We start from the raw sequence: 15,491 nt of genomic DNA, 5'->3' as shown, positions 1-15,491 counted from the left end.
CACTTCCCATGCTTGTGACTTCTCGGGGACTGCTTTCGCCCGGGCAGCCAGACCGCCTCTTTTACCGTGGGAATCACTGGGCAGGGACGCAAAAACGACGCGCTAATGAAAATCGGTACTAGGCAAGCGTCCCTCGCCGAGCGCACACTGCCGTCAGAAAGGCGAGCAAATCGCCGCGTACCGGGAGGAAGATCAATGTCGCAGCGGCTCTGCCGTTTCGTCGGCGCGCGCGTGGACTGATCCACCATGGATGGATCGCTCGGCCTGTTGGTGAACGCGATTGTATCCGGGATATTGCTGGGGGGCTTTTACGCCGCCGTCTCGACGGGCGTGGCGATCTCCTTCGGCATGCTGGATATCGTCAACATCGCCCATCCGGCCTTCATCCTGTTGGGATCCTATGTCGCCTATCTGGCGAACACGGTTCTCGGCCTCGATCCGCTATTGACGGCGGTGATTGCGCTGCCGGCCTTCTATCTGCTCGGTGTCGCTGTCTACCAGGTCTATTACGTCTCGTTCGAGCGTCGGCAGGATCAGTCCTTGCGCGGGCTATCCTTCTTCTTCGGTCTCATGTTCATCACCGAAGTCGCGTTGGTCCTGATTTTCGGCGTCGACTACCGCTTGGTCCAAGCGGTCTATATCGGGCCCAGCCTGCATCTCGGTTTCCTCGAACTGCCCCTCCGTCTCCTCGTGCCGTTCCTGGTGTCGATGCTGATGGTGATCGGACTGCAGATGTTCCTGCGCCGCAGCTTTACCGGCCGGGCCATCGAGGCCGTTGCCCAGGATCAGCTGGCTCTGCGGCTGATGGCGGCCAATCCGACCCGGATCAAGCGCATGGCGTTCGGCCTCTCGTTCGCGACGGCGGCCATCGCCGGCGCGATCCTGATCATCATCCAGCCGGTCGAACCGTCGATCGGCCGCGAATATATCGGTCGGGTGTTTGCCATCTGCGTTCTTGGCGGGCTTGGCAGCTTTTCCGGCATGGTGATCGCGGCGGTCACGCTCGGTGTCGTCGAGAGCCTGACGGCGACCTTCTTCGGCCCGTCCTGGGCGCCCGCCGTCTCGTTCGGCGTTCTCCTCGTAACTTTAGCGGTGCGGCCCAGTGGTATCCTTGGCCGATAAACCAACCAGTGCTGCGCCGGTCATGCGCGGCGTTCCCTTTCTGCTCGCGCTGCTCGTTGTCGCCGGCGCCCTGTTCGCCTTCGGGCGCTGGCTCAACATCAGCTATGCCTTTTTCGCGGGCTATGTGGTGCTGCAATACATCGTCCTCGGGACGGCGTGGAACATCCTCGGCGGCTATACCGGTTACGTGAATTTCGGCATTACCGCCTTCTTCGCCATCGGCGCCTATTCCAGCGTGTTCCTCTACAAGGTGGTACCGTCGCTGCCGCTGCCGGCGATGGTCATCATCGGCGGCGCGCTGGCGGGACTTGTCGGCTTGGGCATGGGGTATCTGACCCTGCGCCTGCGCGGTGTGTTCTTCTCGATCGCGACGCTGGCGTTGGCGGTGGTGGTGCAGACCTTGATCACCAACTGGGACTTCGTCGGCGGCGCTCGCGGTGCCTATGTGCTGCGGCCGCGCATGGCGCCGCTGATCGGTGGTGACTACATCCAGTACCTGTTTCTGGTCATGCTGGGCCTTTGCGTCATCGCCGTGGCGACGGCTCGTGCGATCGAGCACTCGGCGCTGGGCTACGGGTTCGCCGCTATTCGCGACGATGAGGGAGCGGCGGAAGCGTCGGGGGTGCCGACCCTGAAGTTGAAGCTCATCGCGACGGTGCTTTCCGGCGGCTTCATGGGCATGGCCGGCGCGCCACTGCCCTATTACGTCACCTATCTCGATCCTGCGTCCGGCTTCAGCCTGAACTACGCCGTCAATGCCATCGCCATGCCGCTGATTGGCGGCACGTCGAGCTGGCTTGGACCGGTCGTCGGTGCGGTGCTGGTCGGCGGGCTTCAGGAATACATCAGAGTGACGATCTCGTCGGCGGCCAACGTTCTGGTGGCCGGCGTGCTCATGGTCGCCTTCGTCATCGCCGCGCCCGAGGGCATCGTCGGCCTGTTTCGGAGGAAGCGGTGACGGCGCTGCTCGAGATCGCCGGACTCGGCAAGCGCTTCGGCGGCTTCACGGCCTTGCAGGATATCGACCTCGAGGTCCAGGAGGGCGAGCGGCTGGGGCTGATCGGGCCCAACGGCTCGGGCAAGTCGACACTCGTCAATTGCATCTGTGGCACACTGCGGCACGACATGGGCCAGGTCCGGTTCGGCGGCAAGGCGTTGGATCGCCTGACGGCCCACGAGCGCACGCGCAGTGGGCTGGCCCGCAGCTTCCAGCTTCCGCGGCCCTTCACCACCCTGTCGCTCGCGGAAAACCTGCGCATTCCGATCCTCTACGCGGTCAATGCCCGGGGCGGCCAGGCGCTCACTGGAACGGAAATCGAAGCGCGCTGCCTCGATCTGCTGGCGGAGGTCGGATTGGCGGAGAAGGCCGATCGCCTGCCGCGCGACCTCACCCAGATCGAAATGCGCAAACTCGAACTCGCGCGGGCCATGGCGGCGCAGCCCAAACTGCTGTTTGCCGACGAGGTGATGGCCGGCCTGTCCCACACCGAAGTGGACGAGATCATCGCATTGCTGTTCCGACTCAATCGTCAGGGTGTGACGGTGATCATGATCGAGCACATCATGCGGGCGGTGATGGAGCTGTCGCAGCGTCTGGTCGTCCTGGTCGCCGGCCGAAAGATTGCCGATGGCGCTCCCAAGGATGTGGTGCGCAATGCCGAAGTCGTGAGGGCCTACCTTGGCGAGTAGCCTGACAGTCTCGAACGTCGATGCGGGCTACGGTGCCGTGCGGGTGCTGGAGGACGTCTCGTTGACCGTGGGGGCGGGCCAGACGGTGGCGCTGCTGGGGACCAACGGTAACGGCAAGTCGACCTTGATGAAGGCCATCATGGGCATTGTCCGGCCTTCCTCCGGAAGCATCATGGCGACGATCGACGGCGCTTCGCACGAGCTCGTCGGCCGATCGACGGAGGAGATCGTCGATCTCGGGATCGCCTTCGTCCCGGAGGGCCGGCGTCTGTTCCCCAAGCAGACGGTGACCGAGAACTTGCTGCTGGGGGCCTATCGGCCGACCGCGAGGCCAGCCATTGCCCGCAACCTGGACTTCTGCTTCGAGACCTTTCCACGCCTGAAGGAAAGATCGCGCCAGCTCGCCGGCAGCATGAGCGGCGGCGAGCAGCAGATGCTGGCCTTGGCTCGGGCGCTGATGTCCTCGCCTCGCATCCTGCTGATCGACGAGCCATCGGTCGGGCTGGCACCGCTGCTGGTCAGTCGAACGATCGACAAGATCAAGGAGCTGAAGGAGGGCTTCAATCTCACCGTCCTGATGGCCGAACAGAACTTCACCCAGGCCGTGCGCATCGCCGACCGCGGCTATGTGATCGTGCATGGCCGTATCGCTTTCGCCGGAGAGTCGGCGGAAGCGCTGAACAACAACGAGTTGATCCGGGAATTCTATCTCGGCGCTTGAGGGGCGCGCCGCTCCGTCGGCGCGCCCAGCCATCGCTACTTACTGGGATCGTAGGGATAGATGATATTGCCGGTCCGGTACTTGGTTGGCCACAGGATCACCTCCGTCTTGGGATCGCGGAACTGATCGACCGAGTTGCTGGTGATGCCCTGGAACTGCACCGCCATGACCTGCGATTCCTCCCACTCGCCCTCGGCATTGAAGCGGATATCGCCGGCCACGGTCTTGAAGGTGTTCTTGCGCGCATACTCGGCCAGCTTGTCGTCGTTGGTGCCGCCGGTCGCCTTCACGGCCTGCTCCACGACCTGGCACAGCGCATAACCGAAGGGCGGCAGGTAATAACCCAGGAGATCGACGCCCGCGGCCGCCGACCGGGCCTGGTACTTCTTGATGAGTTCGCGGCCTTCATCAGTCGCGAAGCCGGCCCAGGGCAGCCAGAAATCATAGGTGACGATGCCGTTCAACAGCGGGCCGAGCTGCGTCTTGATGGCCGTGGCCTGCAGGCCAACCATGCCGCCGCCGAACAGCTTCGGCTTGAAGCCGATCTCGTGCGCGGCGCGGATGATGCCCACCGTGTCAGCCGGGTAGGAAGCCGAGAAATAGATATCAGGATTTGTGGCCGCGACCGCGCGAACGACCGGTGTGTAGTCGGCGGTGTTGGGCGGGTAGGTCTTGTCGTAGACGATCTTGAGCCCGAGCTTCTTCAGCTGTGCCCGCACGCCGTCGAGGGCATTGCGCGGGAACTCGGCGTCGGCGCCCGTAAGGGCGACGGTCTGCGGCTTGGGGTTCTGTTCCATGGCGACGGCGAAGAAGCCTTGGGAGAAGGACTCCTTCGGGTTCGGTCCTCCCGTGGGAGTGATCGAAAAGTAGCGCGGATAGTGGAACTCGGAGTTCACCGCGAGCCCCAGCAGCGAGAAGAAGGTGCGGTCGTGCTGCATCACGATCGGCATTGCCGGTGCCACCATGTTGGTCGCGTATCCGCTGGTGACGATGTCGACCTTATCGACGTCGAGGAGCTTCGTGTAGATGCCGGGAACGTTCGAGGGGTTGGAAGCGTCGTCGTAGTAGACGAGCTTCACGGGGCGTCCGAGCAATCCGCCGCGCGCATTGACGTCTTCCTCCCAGATCTGCATGCCAAGCAGCGCCGATTTGCCATTGGGGGCCAGGCTGCCGGTGAGGGCCATGCCGAAGCCGATGGTCAGGGGTTTGTTCTGCGCACTCGCCTTGCCAATGATGCTCGCGGCAGTACCGGCAACGGCCAGCTTTCCGAACGTTCGACGCTCCATACGCATGACCTTCCTCCCGTTTATGATGTGTGAACGCGTTGCTACTCGTTGCCACTCCTACAGATGCCTTGTCATAGAACTGGCGGCGGCCCTGAAAGACCGAGGGCGTGCTGGCCGAAGATCGCGCCCTGGACGTCCGGCGAGAACATCACATGGGCGTTGGCGGCGTGTGCGTCCCGGAACAGACGCTGCATGCTGCTGCCGAGATAGAGTCCGCCCGAACCCGCGATCCCCATCAAGATGTCGACGGCTTCGAGGCACATGCGAACGGAGAAGAACGCGTCGCGGCGATAGCGGACCTTGTCTTCATGCGCCGGCTCGGCACCGGTGCGGGCCGCCGTCATTGCATGCTCGCAGACGTTCCGCATGAGCAGTTCGGCGGCATCGATTCGCGCCCCTGCTTCGGCGACCTTGATCTGAACCGACTGGCTCGCGCCCACGGGAAGGCCAGTCATCGTCGCATTGCGTTTGCGCGCCCCGCCGACGGCCGACTCATAGGCACCGCGTGCGCAGCCGAGCATCACTCCCGAAAGGATATAGGGGCCGAGGGCAAGCATCGGCAGCCGGAACAAGGGTGTCTTGTTCACGGCGAGGCCCGGATGCGGACGTCCGCTCAGGTCCCAGGCTGAGAGCGTGCGCCGCTCGGGCACGAACAGGCTCTTGATGGCAACGTCCTTCGAGCCCGTGCCCGACAAGCCGACCGCGTGCCATGTGTCGATGATCTCGTACTGCGAGCGATGGACGAGCGCCAGACGCTGATCGATGGGGGGGCCGTCGTCGCGCTCGCGGACCATGAAGGCGAGCATGTTCCAGTCGGAGTTGTCGACCCCCGACGACAGTGGCCATCGTCCGGAGATCTCGTAGCCGCCATCGACCTTCCGGCCGCGCCCGGCGGGGAAGACCAGCGACGTTGCGATCAGCACGTCCGGTGATGCATCCCACAGTTCGTCCTGCGTCTCTGGTGGGAAATAGCCCAGCATCCAGTGATGGCTGGCGAGGTTGCCGAGATTCCAGGCCGTCGAAGGGCAGACCCTGGCGATCTCGGTGCAGGTGTCGATGAAGATGCCGACATCGAGCTCCGCGCCGCCGACGCGCGTCGGCTGGACCATCCGGAACAGCCCCGCGGTGTGAAGGTCCTGTTCGGTCTCGTCCGGGAGGCGTCGCAAGCGCTCGCATGCCTCGGCCCGCTGCGCGATGACGGGCGAAAGGCGTCGGGCACGGGCCACCATTTCCTCGTAACCGACCGTGGCGAAAGAGACTCGCTGCTTGGGCAGCGTCGCCGACGGCGTCCAGGCGACCTTCGCCCCGCGCGTGCCGTTCATCGGTGTTTCCTTCCCAGACTCTCTTATTTTGACAGACGATGCGGAGTGAGACCGGGACGGTCAAGTGCTTGGCGTTTGCATCGGGGGCAGCCTATGGTCCCGCACCCGCTCAGGAAGGACCACGAGATGACTGCTCCCGATCGACTGCGCGCCCTGCTTGCCGAGCCCGGCTTTGTCGTGATGCCGGCGGTGTGGGACGGCCTTACCGCGAAACTGACGGCCGCGGCCGGCTTCAAGACGGCGTTTCTGTCCGGCTCCTGTGTCGCCGCCAGCCGGCTCGGTGGGCCCGACCTCGATCTTATTTCGTTTGGCGAGATGTTCGACGCCTTCAACATGGTGCGCGGCGCCGCGCCCGATCTGCTCGTCCTCGCCGATGGCGATCACGGCTATGGCAACGCGATGAATGTTCAGCGTACCGTCCGGGCCTATGGCCGGGCCGGCGCCGCGGCAATCCTGATCGAAGACAAGATCACGCCGCGCGCCCTGACTGCCGCCGGCAAGCCCTGCCTGCCGCGCGAGGAGGCGCGCATGAAAATCCGGGCCGCCGTGGCCGCGGCCAAGGACTCGGGCATCCTGGTGCTCGCCCGCACCGATTGCCGCCCGACGCAGGGCATCGACGAAGCGGTTGCGCGCATCGAGATGTATGTCGAGGAGGGGGCCGACATCCTCTTCCTCGATTCGCCGGCGGACGAAGGAGAGATCCGGCGCGCTGTGGCGGCGGCGAAGGGAAAGCCATCCTTCGTGGTCCTGTCGCCAGGTGCACCCCGCGCGACGCCGTCACAGAAGGAGGCTGCGGCGCTCGGCTTCAAGATCGGTACCTATCCGACCGCAATGCTGGCTCCGGCCGCCGCCGGCATGAAGGCTGGGCTCGCCGCGCTCGCAGCGGGGGAGGCAGAGGCCAAGAGCGCCATGGCGCCGGCGGAACTGCGGACGACGCTGGGCTATGCCGACTATGACCGCGAGGCCAAACCTTACCTGCTGAAGCCCTGATCGCCGTACCGCTGCATCTGTCGTGACCGGTCCGGGAGAGCCCGATATGCTCCGTGCTCTTCCAGCGGGAGGGTGACATGGGCCGCCATATCGTCTGTCTGACTTTCGATCACGATCATTTGTCCGGCTTCATCGCCCGAGGCCTGACGTCGCCGACGGCGGTCTCGCGCGGTGAGTACGATATGGTTGTGATTCCGCGGCTGGTCGCATTGCTGGCCAGGTACGACATCAAAGCCACCTTCTTCACGCCCGGCCACACGATCGACAGTTCGCCGCAGGCAGTCATGCCCTACGTGGAGACCGGTCACGAGCTGGCGCATCACGGCTGGACGCACCGCCTGCCGGTAACGCTGTCCCGTGAGGAGGAGGAGGAAGAGATCGTCCGGGGTAACGATTCGATCAGGCGCGTGAGTGGAAGATATGCACGCGGCTATCGCTCCCCGGCCTGGGATCTCTCACCCCATTCGATCGAACTGCTCCTCAAGCACGGCATCCAATATGACAGCTCGTTGATGGGGCACGACTACGATTGCTATTATGCGCGCCAGGGTGACGTGGTCGAACTCAAGGAGCCGTTCGTGCGCGGTCGCGAGACGCCCTTGATCGAGATGCCGATCAGCTGGTCACTCGATGATTTTCCCCACTTCGAATACATGCGCAATCCGAACGGCTCGATTCAGGCCGGCTTGATGAATGCCAATGCCGTTCTCGAGAATTTCGTCGACGACTTCACCTACATGACCGAGGTCTGCCCCGACTTCGGCATTCTGACCTACACGTTCCATCCGCACGTCATCGGGCGCGGTCACCGTATGATGATGCTGGAGCGGCTGATCAAGCGTCTGGCAGCCGGCGGCGCTGCGTTCATGACCATGGAACAGGCCATGGGCGAATGGCTTGCCCGCCGGCAGGCGGCTGCGAAAGCAGCCGACTGAGCACCCTTACGGTCCGCCGCGGCCACCGACCGCCGCGAAAACCTGGCCTGTGGAATAGCTCGATTCGTCCGACGCCAGCAGAACGTAAAGAGGGGCCAGCTCGGCCGGCTGGCCAGGACGTCCCATCGGTGTGTTGCCGCCGAATTGCGGTAGCTTGTCCGTCGGCTGCCCGCCAGTGACCTGAAGCGGGGTCCAGACCGGGCCCGGCGCCACGGCGTTGACGCGAATGCCCTTCGACGCGAGCTGCTTTGCGAGACCCTTGCTGAAGATCATGATGGCGCCTTTGGTGGCGGCATAATCCACGATGTTCTCGCTCGGATCGTAAGCGTTGATCGACGCCGTGTTGATGATGGTGGCGCCGGGCTTCATCAGGGGCACGGCGGCCTTGGTGATCCAGAACATGGCGTAGACGTTCGTCTTGAACGTATCGTCGAACTGCTGGGTGGTGATGTCGAGAATGGAGTTCTGCGATATTTGGCGCGCGGCATTGTTGACCAGAATGTCGAGGCCGCCGAGTTCTCGCGCAGCGTCGGACACCAGCTTGGCGCAGAAGGCCTCGTTCCGGATGTCTCCAGGCAATTTCACCGCCTTGCGTCCGGCCGCGGTGATGAAATGTTCGACCTCCGCCGCGTCCGGCTCTTCGGCAGCAAGGTAGTTGATGGCGACGTCTGCGCCTTCCCGCGCAAAGGCGATCGCGGCCGCGCGCCCCATGCCCGAATCCCCGCCGGTGATCAGGGCCTTGCGACCCGCCAGTCGTCCGGAGCCCTTGTAGCTCTGCTCGCCATGATCTGGCCGCGGCGTCATCTTGCTGGCGAGACCGGGCCAGGGCTGCTGCTGCTTCTCGAACGGCGGTCGCGGATACTCCGTAACGGGATTCTTCAGGGCAGGCCCCGCCGTGGGCGCCGACGCCTGGTTAACCCGGGCCGGCTGTGCGCCTGCGGCACCCGCCAGCGCCATCGCCGCCAGCCCCGTCGTGGCGCCGGCAACAACCGATCGACGGGAAGCGCGGTCGTGGGAGGAAGACTGCGCGCGATCCTCGCAATTCCTGGCGTCGTGATGTTCGGTCTCGTGATCCTTGGCACGCATGGACGTCTCCGCATGAGAGGGACGCAGGATCAACGTCCCTCCGCAGCGCCCTGTTGCACGTCAGGCCTTGTGCCCGCGGCGAGGCTTCCTGGGGATATCGCCGTCGACCTCGCGGCCGTGGGCTCCCTCGTCGCGCCGATAGCCGTATTCGCCTTCGCGCCGATGCGGTGGACCCTGCCACGGCTTGCCTTCCTGGTCGGGGGCTTCGGCGGCGGCTTGCCCCTGCTTGTGATTGCCGTGTCCGTATTCGGGCACGCTTTGCTGATCGGTCCCGCTATAGCGGCCGGCGGCTTCCTCTTTCTTGCGCGGTGGTCTGATAGCCATCGTCCATCCCTTCGAGCAGTCCTGCAGGCAGGAACGGGACGGTGGCGCTCGGGTTGCCGGCGTACAGAGGCAACCTCGGAGGACCGACGGCATTTTAAGGGGGATCGCCGCACAGACGGCAATCTGCAGGAGATCGCAGTCATCGATCGATCACGGTCGATGCCACTCCAGCCGAGCCGCTGGATCAGCGCGGCCATCACACAGGAGAGGATCACCATGAAGACAACTCTGACAATTGCTGCCGCGGGCATTCTCGCCCTGTCGGGCGCTGCTTTGGCCCAGAATGCTCCCTTGAAGCCGGGAGCTACGAATCCGCCGCCGGGGACGTCCTATTCGGGAACCGGTAGCCCCGCCTTGCCGCCGTCGACGACGGGCACCCCCCGCGCCGGCGCGATCGACTCCCAGAACCAGACGGCGGGTCTTGCCAGTGCACGCGCTCAGATCGAGTCCGCCGGCTTCACCGACGTCAAGGGCTTGAGCCAGCAATCCGACGGTACCTGGCGAGGCCGGGCGGTGAAGAACGGTGTCGAGGTCGCTGTCGTCCTCGATCCGGCTGGCCGGGTGATGGTGCAGTAGCTTCGCTACCTGGAGACAGGAGCCCGCCGGACATCCAGGTCCGGCGGGCTTTTGCTTGTCTGGCTGATGGCCCCGCTCTTGCTCAGAATAGGCTTGGACACATTGTCGAAGCAGAGGCGGGGGAACAATGGCAAGGGCGGCGATGACGGTTATCCGCGGTGGGCGTCTGCTTGATATTCGTGCCCATGCGGCACCCAGAGCGGACATCCTTTTGAAGGGGGACACGATCGCGGAGATCGGAGCACCGGGCCTCGCTGCTCCGCCCGAAGCGAGAGTGATCGACGCCAAAGGCCGGCTTCTTCATCCGGGGCTGGTCAACGGGCATACGCATAGCCATGGCAATCTCGCCAAGGGGCTGGTGGATTGCGTCACACTCGAATTGCTTCTCACGGCCGGTTCGTGGATGAACGGCCATCGCACGCTCGAGGACAAATACCTGTCGAGCCTCATCGGCGCGGCGGAGATGGTCTTGAAGGGCTGTACCGCGGCGTACGACCTCACCGGCGAGTTCCCGATGCCGACGGTGGAGGGTTTGACCGCTGTCGGCCAGGCCTACGCCGATGTCGGCATGCGCGCCGTGCTTGCTCCCATGGTGGCGGACACCAGCTTCTTCGATGCGATCCCCGGCCTGATGGAGCGTCTGCCGCCGGCCCTGCAAAAGGACGTCGGACGGTTCGCCCTGGCTCCGTACAAGGCGAGCGTGGCCCAGATGAAGAAGGCGCTGCATGGTTGGAAACTGAGCCGCCAGGGCGTCCACCTTGCCGTCGCGCCGACCATTCCGCACCATTGCTCGCGTGCGTTCCTGTTGGCGTGTCTCAAGCTGTCCAAGGACTATGGCACCGGTCTGCACAGCCACGTGGCCGAGTCGAAGGTCCAAGTCATCGCAGGCTACAGGCAGTACGGCTCGACGCTGACTGCCTATCTGGACGAGCTGGGCATGGTCAGCCCGAATTTCACGGTGGCGCACGGCGTATGGCTCGATGCCGATGACATGAAACGGCTGGGCGACAAGGGAGCGTCCGTCTCCCACAATCCGGGAAGCAACATGCGACTCGGCAATGGCATCGCCGATATGCGGGGCCTGCTCGATGCCCGGGTCAATGTCGGCATCGGGACCGATGGCGCCTCCTGCTCCGACAATCAGAACATGTACGAGAACATGCGGCTGGCCTCGATGGCGTCGAAAGTCCAGGGGCCGGACTGGCAGCGCTGGATCACGACCGACGAGGTGCTGGAGGCCGCCACCGTCGGCAGCGCCCGCGCGCTTGGGCTCGGCGACAGGATCGGCAGGATCGAAACCGGCTACAAGGCCGACATCGTGTTCCTCGACCTCGACCATGTGAATTGGATTCCCTGCAACGATCCCACCAATCAGATCGTGCATAGCGAGGATGGCACGGCCGTTCATTCGGTCATGGTCGGCGGACGCATGATCGTCGAGAACCGGAAGCTCCTGACGGTCGACCTCCACGAGCTGGCGCGCAAGGCAGAGAAGGCGCGTGCTCGCCTGGAGGCCGCCAATCGGCCGGCCCGCGCTCTATATGAGAAGCTTGGAAAAGTCGTGGGATCCTTCTGTCCCGGTCTCGCCAAGGAGCCGTTGCATATCGACCGCTTCGCCGGCAGCCATCATCACCACGCCCACGCGCAATTCCTCGCCTAGAACACCATGAACGGGAAAGGATGGGGGCGCGGGCGGCGGAAAGGATCGAACAGAACGATGAAGAGCCTCGAGAAGAGCTGACCTACGCGCGGATCGTCGGGACCGGTTGCGGGTGTCCAGGCAGTGCTCTGGGAGAGGGCCAGATCGTTACGGCAGTATACCGCAAACAGGTCGAACGGACGGGCCGGCACCGGCTTATGGCGGATCTGGTTGGCGCACACGCGCGCCGCGGTCAGGTCGGTCGCCGCATTGAACACCAGCACCAGCCTGTAGTCGGGGCGCGGTTCCTCGACCGGAACGGCATAGGTGAAGGTGAGATTAGGTTGCGGCTTGTTCGCCTGCATCACGGGCAGCAGCCGGCGCTCCATCTCCTGTTGCGACATGTCCGGAAAGGGATTTCCCGACACGATGACCCTGAACGTCTTGTTGTTCGTGACGGCGTAGAACTCGCTGTAATCGTACTCGGGGGCGTAATCCGTACCCGCGATGTCGCCGGCGCCGGCACAGCCGCCGAGCAGCGCCATGGCGGCGATTGCGGTTGTGGGCAGGAAGCGGAAGCGCATCACAGTAGAACGGGAGGGCGAATGTCCTTGTTGCAGATCCTATAGCGCATGCATCGCCTTTTGGCGACGGTACGCAACGATCGCCGGACGACGCCGTTCCATCCCGAGCGCACAGGGAGCCTCTGGATGCAGTCCAAGTTGGTCTGGGAAAGCCGCGGCGAACGGACATTCGTTCTGGTTCTCGATGCCGGAGAGGAGGCGTTCCAGGCCATCAGCGCCTTCGGAGCGGAGACCGGTCTGACGGCGGCCTCCTTCACGGCCTTGGGAGCTTTCGAGCGCGTCACCGTGGGCTGGTTCGACCTCAAGGCGAAGAAGTATCGGCCGATCGATATCGACGAACAGTGCGAGGGGCTGAGCCTGGTCGGCGACATTGCGATCGGCGATGACGGGAAGCCGAGCTTGCATATGCATGCTGTCGTTGGCCTTCAGGATGGGTCGGTCCGGGGCGGCCATTTCCTCTCCGGCATCGTTCGTCCGACCCTGGAGGTGACGATCGTCGAGACTCCAGCCCATCTGCGCCGGAGGAAGCGGCCGGAGCTCGGCATCGCCCTGATCGATCTCGAATAGGGCATCTTGCTTCCGGCCGCGGTGGCGTCACTATGCCGGCCGCATGGAGAAAAGAGCGTACCGCATCGGCATCGATGTCGGTGGCACCTTCACCAAGGCGGTGCTGATCGACAATGACACCCTGGAGGTCGTGGAGCGCGCGTCGGTGCTGACGACCCACACCAATGCCCGAGGCGTGGCACGTGGCGTGATCGACGTGTTCCGACAGGTGCTGGCACGCTCCGGCGTGGAGCCTGCCAGCGTGGTGTTCATTGCCCACAGTACGACACAGGCGACCAATGCGCTGCTCGAAGGCGACGTGGCGCGGGTCGGGGTAATCGGCATCGCCAGCGAACAGCTGGCCGATCTGGCCCGGCAGCAAAGCCGGATCGACGCGATCGAGCTGGCGCCGGGTCGATCCCTGCGACCAGACCATCGGTTCCTGACGACCGAGACGCTGACCGAGGCCGCCGCTCTTGCCGCCATCGATGAACTGCGCGCACAGGGGGCCGAGGCGATTGTCGCCACGAGTGCCTTTGCCGTCGACGATGGTTCCTGCGAGCAGGCTGTTCAAGAGGCCGGCCGCGTGAGGGGAATTCCGGTCTCGCCGGCGCACGAGGTTTCGGGGCTCTACGGCCTGGCAACACGCACCCGTACGGCCGTCGTCAATGCGAGCATCCTGCCGCGCATGATCCAAACAGCGGCCATGACCGAGCTCAGCATCCGCGAGGCGGGTATCGCCGCGCCGTTGATGATCATGCGTGGCGATGGCGGCGTCATGGATACCGACGAGATGAGACGACGCCCGGCGATGACGATGCTGTCAGGCCCGGCCGCGAGCGTGGCCGGAGCGCTGATGCATCTGCGTGTCTCCGACGGCATCTATTTCGAAGTCGGCGGCACCAGCACCAATATCGGCGTGATCCGCAACGGCCAGCCGACTGTGAAATATGCGCGGTTGGGCGGCCACGACACCTATGTCAGCTCGCTGGACGTCCGGGTGATCGGCGTCGCCGGTGGAAGCATGGTGCGCGTTCGGGAAGGGGCCCTGTTCGATGTCGGGCCGCGCAGCGCGCACATCGCAGGCCTGCCTTATGCGGCGTTCGGCCAGGCGGACGTCTTGAGGGAAGGGAAGATCGAGCTGTTTCGCCCGGCGCCGGACGATCCGCCAGACTATGTGGCCGTGCGCGCGACGGACGGCAGCCTGCATGCGATCACCCTCACCTGCGCGGCGAACGTGCTGGGATATGCCAAGCCCGGTATGCATGCCTGCGGCGACGCGGAAGCGGCCCGTGCGGCAATGCTGCCCCTGGCTTCGATGCTTGGTCGTACCGTCGAGGAGGTGGCGCGGTCGATACTCGAGGCGGCGGCGCGAAAGATCGAATCGGTGGTGCTGCAGCTGATCGGTGAATACGGGCTCGACCGGGATCAGGCGATGCTGGTAGGGCAGGGCGGCGGTGCCGGGGCGCTGGTGCCCTTCCTCGCCGAGCGCCTGGAACTGGCTTCCGTCATCTCGAAGGATGCCGAGGTGATCTCCTCGATCGGCGTGGCGTTGGCTCTGGTGCGGGATGTGGTCGAACGCCTGATTCCGGACCCTCAGCCCGAGGACCTGCGAGCGCTGAAGCGAGAAGCCTTCGAGGCTGTCGTCCGCCAGGGAGCGGCACCCGAGACCGTCGAGGTCAGGATCGAGATCGATCCTTATACCCAGCGCGTCCGTGCCGTGGCGACAGGTGCCTGTGGAATGCGGACACGGGTCGCAAAGGCCATTACCGAGGGGCAGGCTTGCCGCATCGCTGCAGAGTCGATGGCGGTGCCGGTCGACGCCATCCGCGTCGCCGCGGCGACGGACAGTCTGTTCGTTCTTCAGGCGGTCTTGCGCGATGCCGGTCGGCCGGCCGTGCGGGTGGTCGATCTGGAGGGGACGATCCGGCTGCGGCGCAGCGCTGCCACCGTCACGCGATCCGTCGCGCAGCAGGGGCTCGCGACTCTCCGGCACCTGCTTGGCCGGACAACGTCGAAGATCGGCGGCGGCGCAGCGCTGGCGGATATCATCATCCTTCTCGGGTCGCATATCGTCGAGCTTGCCAGAGGTGGCTCGGCCGAGCAGGCGCTGGCTTTGGCGCGCACCGAGTTCGAAGGGGTGCCGGCCGATACCACCGTCGTGTTCATCGCTGCCGGTGGCGCGCATCCCTGATCGGCATTCGGCTCCCGGCGCCGGTCCTTTGGACGCAACGTCCATCCTCGCTCCCTCGTTATCGGTCCAGAAACGCACGTCCCAATACGTGGACGCAGAGGAGGTCGTTATGGGCTTTGGACGCGGACTTCTCCTGTGGCTGATCGGTATTCCGCTGCCGATCATTATCCTGCTCGCCATCTTCTGGCGGTGACATGGCGCGCTATTCCCGCAGCGCCGGCAAGGATGTGAAACGCGCCATGAGCCGGCGCAAAAGCGGCTCGCTCAAGCGCGGCAAGGGAGGCCGGGGCGGCACGGTCAAGAGCCGTAAGCAGGCCATTGCCATTGGCCTGTCGGAGGCGCGCCAGAAGGGCAAGAAAGTGCCCAAGCGCAAGACGGCAAGTCGGAAGAAGTCGGCAAGCCGCAAGAAGACCGCCAGTCGCAAGAAGAAAGCCTAAGGCCGTCTCTTCCAGGTGAGCGGATGGCACAGGTTTTGCT

The 15,491-nt window shown here is 64.6% G+C and carries 16 protein-coding genes; 11 read left to right on the top strand and 5 right to left on the bottom strand.

Annotation, left to right across the window (positions count from 1 at the left end; translation table 11 throughout):
* The first annotated feature begins 246 nt into the window (after nt 1-246).
* The 4 genes from B5D62_RS12510 to B5D62_RS12495 are packed head-to-tail and all read left to right on the top strand — an operon-like array spanning nt 247 to nt 3,532.
* Nucleotides 247-1,122, top strand: a complete 876-nt coding sequence (locus B5D62_RS12510; protein WP_085934182.1) for a branched-chain amino acid ABC transporter permease — start codon at nt 247-249, stop codon at nt 1,120-1,122.
* Nucleotides 1,112-2,080: a branched-chain amino acid ABC transporter permease gene (locus tag B5D62_RS12505; protein ID WP_231714795.1), complete on the top strand. Its 969-nt coding sequence runs from the start codon at nt 1,112-1,114 to the stop codon at nt 2,078-2,080. The genes B5D62_RS12510 and B5D62_RS12505 overlap by 11 nt, the downstream gene beginning before the upstream one ends.
* Nucleotides 2,077-2,811, top strand: a complete 735-nt coding sequence (locus tag B5D62_RS12500; RefSeq protein WP_085934180.1) for an ABC transporter ATP-binding protein — start codon at nt 2,077-2,079, stop codon at nt 2,809-2,811. The genes B5D62_RS12505 and B5D62_RS12500 overlap by 4 nt, the downstream gene beginning before the upstream one ends.
* Nucleotides 2,801-3,532, top strand: a complete 732-nt coding sequence (locus B5D62_RS12495; protein ID WP_085934179.1) for an ABC transporter ATP-binding protein — start codon at nt 2,801-2,803, stop codon at nt 3,530-3,532. The genes B5D62_RS12500 and B5D62_RS12495 overlap by 11 nt, the downstream gene beginning before the upstream one ends.
* Before the next feature lie 35 nt (nt 3,533-3,567).
* On the opposite strand, the gene B5D62_RS12490 is transcribed toward B5D62_RS12495, so the two are convergent.
* Nucleotides 3,568-4,824: an amino acid ABC transporter substrate-binding protein gene (locus B5D62_RS12490; protein ID WP_218191044.1), complete on the bottom strand. Its 1,257-nt coding sequence runs from the start codon at nt 4,822-4,824 to the stop codon at nt 3,568-3,570.
* 65 nt (nt 4,825-4,889) lie between these two features.
* Nucleotides 4,890-6,140, bottom strand: a complete 1,251-nt coding sequence (locus B5D62_RS12485; protein WP_085934177.1) for an acyl-CoA dehydrogenase family protein — start codon at nt 6,138-6,140, stop codon at nt 4,890-4,892.
* 126 nt (nt 6,141-6,266) lie between these two features.
* On the opposite strand from B5D62_RS12485, the gene B5D62_RS12480 reads away from it, so the two are divergent.
* Complete coding sequence (locus B5D62_RS12480) at nt 6,267-7,130, top strand: isocitrate lyase/PEP mutase family protein (RefSeq protein ID WP_085934176.1); 864 nt, start codon at nt 6,267-6,269, stop codon at nt 7,128-7,130.
* 77 nt (nt 7,131-7,207) lie between these two features.
* Nucleotides 7,208-8,065 carry a polysaccharide deacetylase family protein gene (locus tag B5D62_RS12475; protein ID WP_085934175.1) on the top strand — a complete coding sequence of 286 codons (858 nt, stop codon included), beginning with the start codon at nt 7,208-7,210 and terminating at the stop codon, nt 8,063-8,065.
* Between the two features lie 6 nt (nt 8,066-8,071).
* Here the strand turns inward: B5D62_RS12475 and B5D62_RS12470 are convergent, their stop codons facing one another.
* Both B5D62_RS12470 and B5D62_RS12465 read right to left on the bottom strand, forming a co-directional pair.
* The gene (locus B5D62_RS12470; RefSeq protein WP_085934174.1) at nt 8,072-9,151 is read right to left on the bottom strand and encodes an SDR family oxidoreductase; all 1,080 of its coding nucleotides are present in this window, start codon (nt 9,149-9,151) and stop codon (nt 8,072-8,074) included.
* 60 nt (nt 9,152-9,211) lie between these two features.
* Nucleotides 9,212-9,475: a hypothetical protein gene (locus B5D62_RS12465; protein WP_085934173.1), complete on the bottom strand. Its 264-nt coding sequence runs from the start codon at nt 9,473-9,475 to the stop codon at nt 9,212-9,214.
* Nucleotides 9,476-9,691: 216 nt separating this feature from the next.
* Here B5D62_RS12465 and B5D62_RS12460 point away from each other — a divergent pair, with 216 nt between their 5' ends.
* Nucleotides 9,692-10,051, top strand: coding sequence for a hypothetical protein (locus tag B5D62_RS12460; RefSeq protein WP_139373856.1), 360 nt, complete (start codon nt 9,692-9,694; stop codon nt 10,049-10,051).
* A gap of 274 nt (nt 10,052-10,325) precedes the next feature.
* Complete coding sequence (locus tag B5D62_RS12455) at nt 10,326-11,711, top strand: amidohydrolase family protein (RefSeq protein WP_231714794.1); 1,386 nt, start codon at nt 10,326-10,328, stop codon at nt 11,709-11,711.
* Here the strand turns inward: B5D62_RS12455 and B5D62_RS12450 are convergent.
* Entirely contained in the window at nt 11,708-12,274 is a 567-nt protein-coding gene (locus B5D62_RS12450) for a hypothetical protein (RefSeq protein WP_085934170.1), read from the bottom strand. The two genes, B5D62_RS12455 and B5D62_RS12450, sit on opposite strands and share 4 nt — an antisense overlap.
* 126 nt (nt 12,275-12,400) lie before the next feature.
* On the opposite strand from B5D62_RS12450, the gene B5D62_RS12445 reads away from it, so the two are divergent.
* From B5D62_RS12445 to B5D62_RS12435, 3 genes are all read left to right on the top strand, one after another.
* Nucleotides 12,401-12,841, top strand: coding sequence for a PPC domain-containing DNA-binding protein (locus B5D62_RS12445; protein WP_085934750.1), 441 nt, complete (start codon nt 12,401-12,403; stop codon nt 12,839-12,841).
* Between the two features lie 43 nt (nt 12,842-12,884).
* Nucleotides 12,885-15,014: a hydantoinase/oxoprolinase family protein gene (locus tag B5D62_RS12440; protein ID WP_085934169.1), complete on the top strand. Its 2,130-nt coding sequence runs from the start codon at nt 12,885-12,887 to the stop codon at nt 15,012-15,014.
* Nucleotides 15,015-15,208: 194 nt separating this feature from the next.
* Complete coding sequence (locus B5D62_RS12435) at nt 15,209-15,451, top strand: DUF6496 domain-containing protein (RefSeq protein ID WP_085934168.1); 243 nt, start codon at nt 15,209-15,211, stop codon at nt 15,449-15,451.
* The last annotated feature ends 40 nt before the right edge of the window (nt 15,452-15,491 follow it).

Origin of the sequence: Enhydrobacter aerosaccus (assembly GCF_900167455.1) — a bacterium.
Classification (GTDB): Bacteria; Pseudomonadota; Alphaproteobacteria; order Reyranellales; family Reyranellaceae; genus Reyranella; species Reyranella aerosaccus.
The sequence above is the reverse complement of the archived record's forward strand: the minus strand, read 5'-3'. Positions and strand labels throughout refer to the sequence as shown.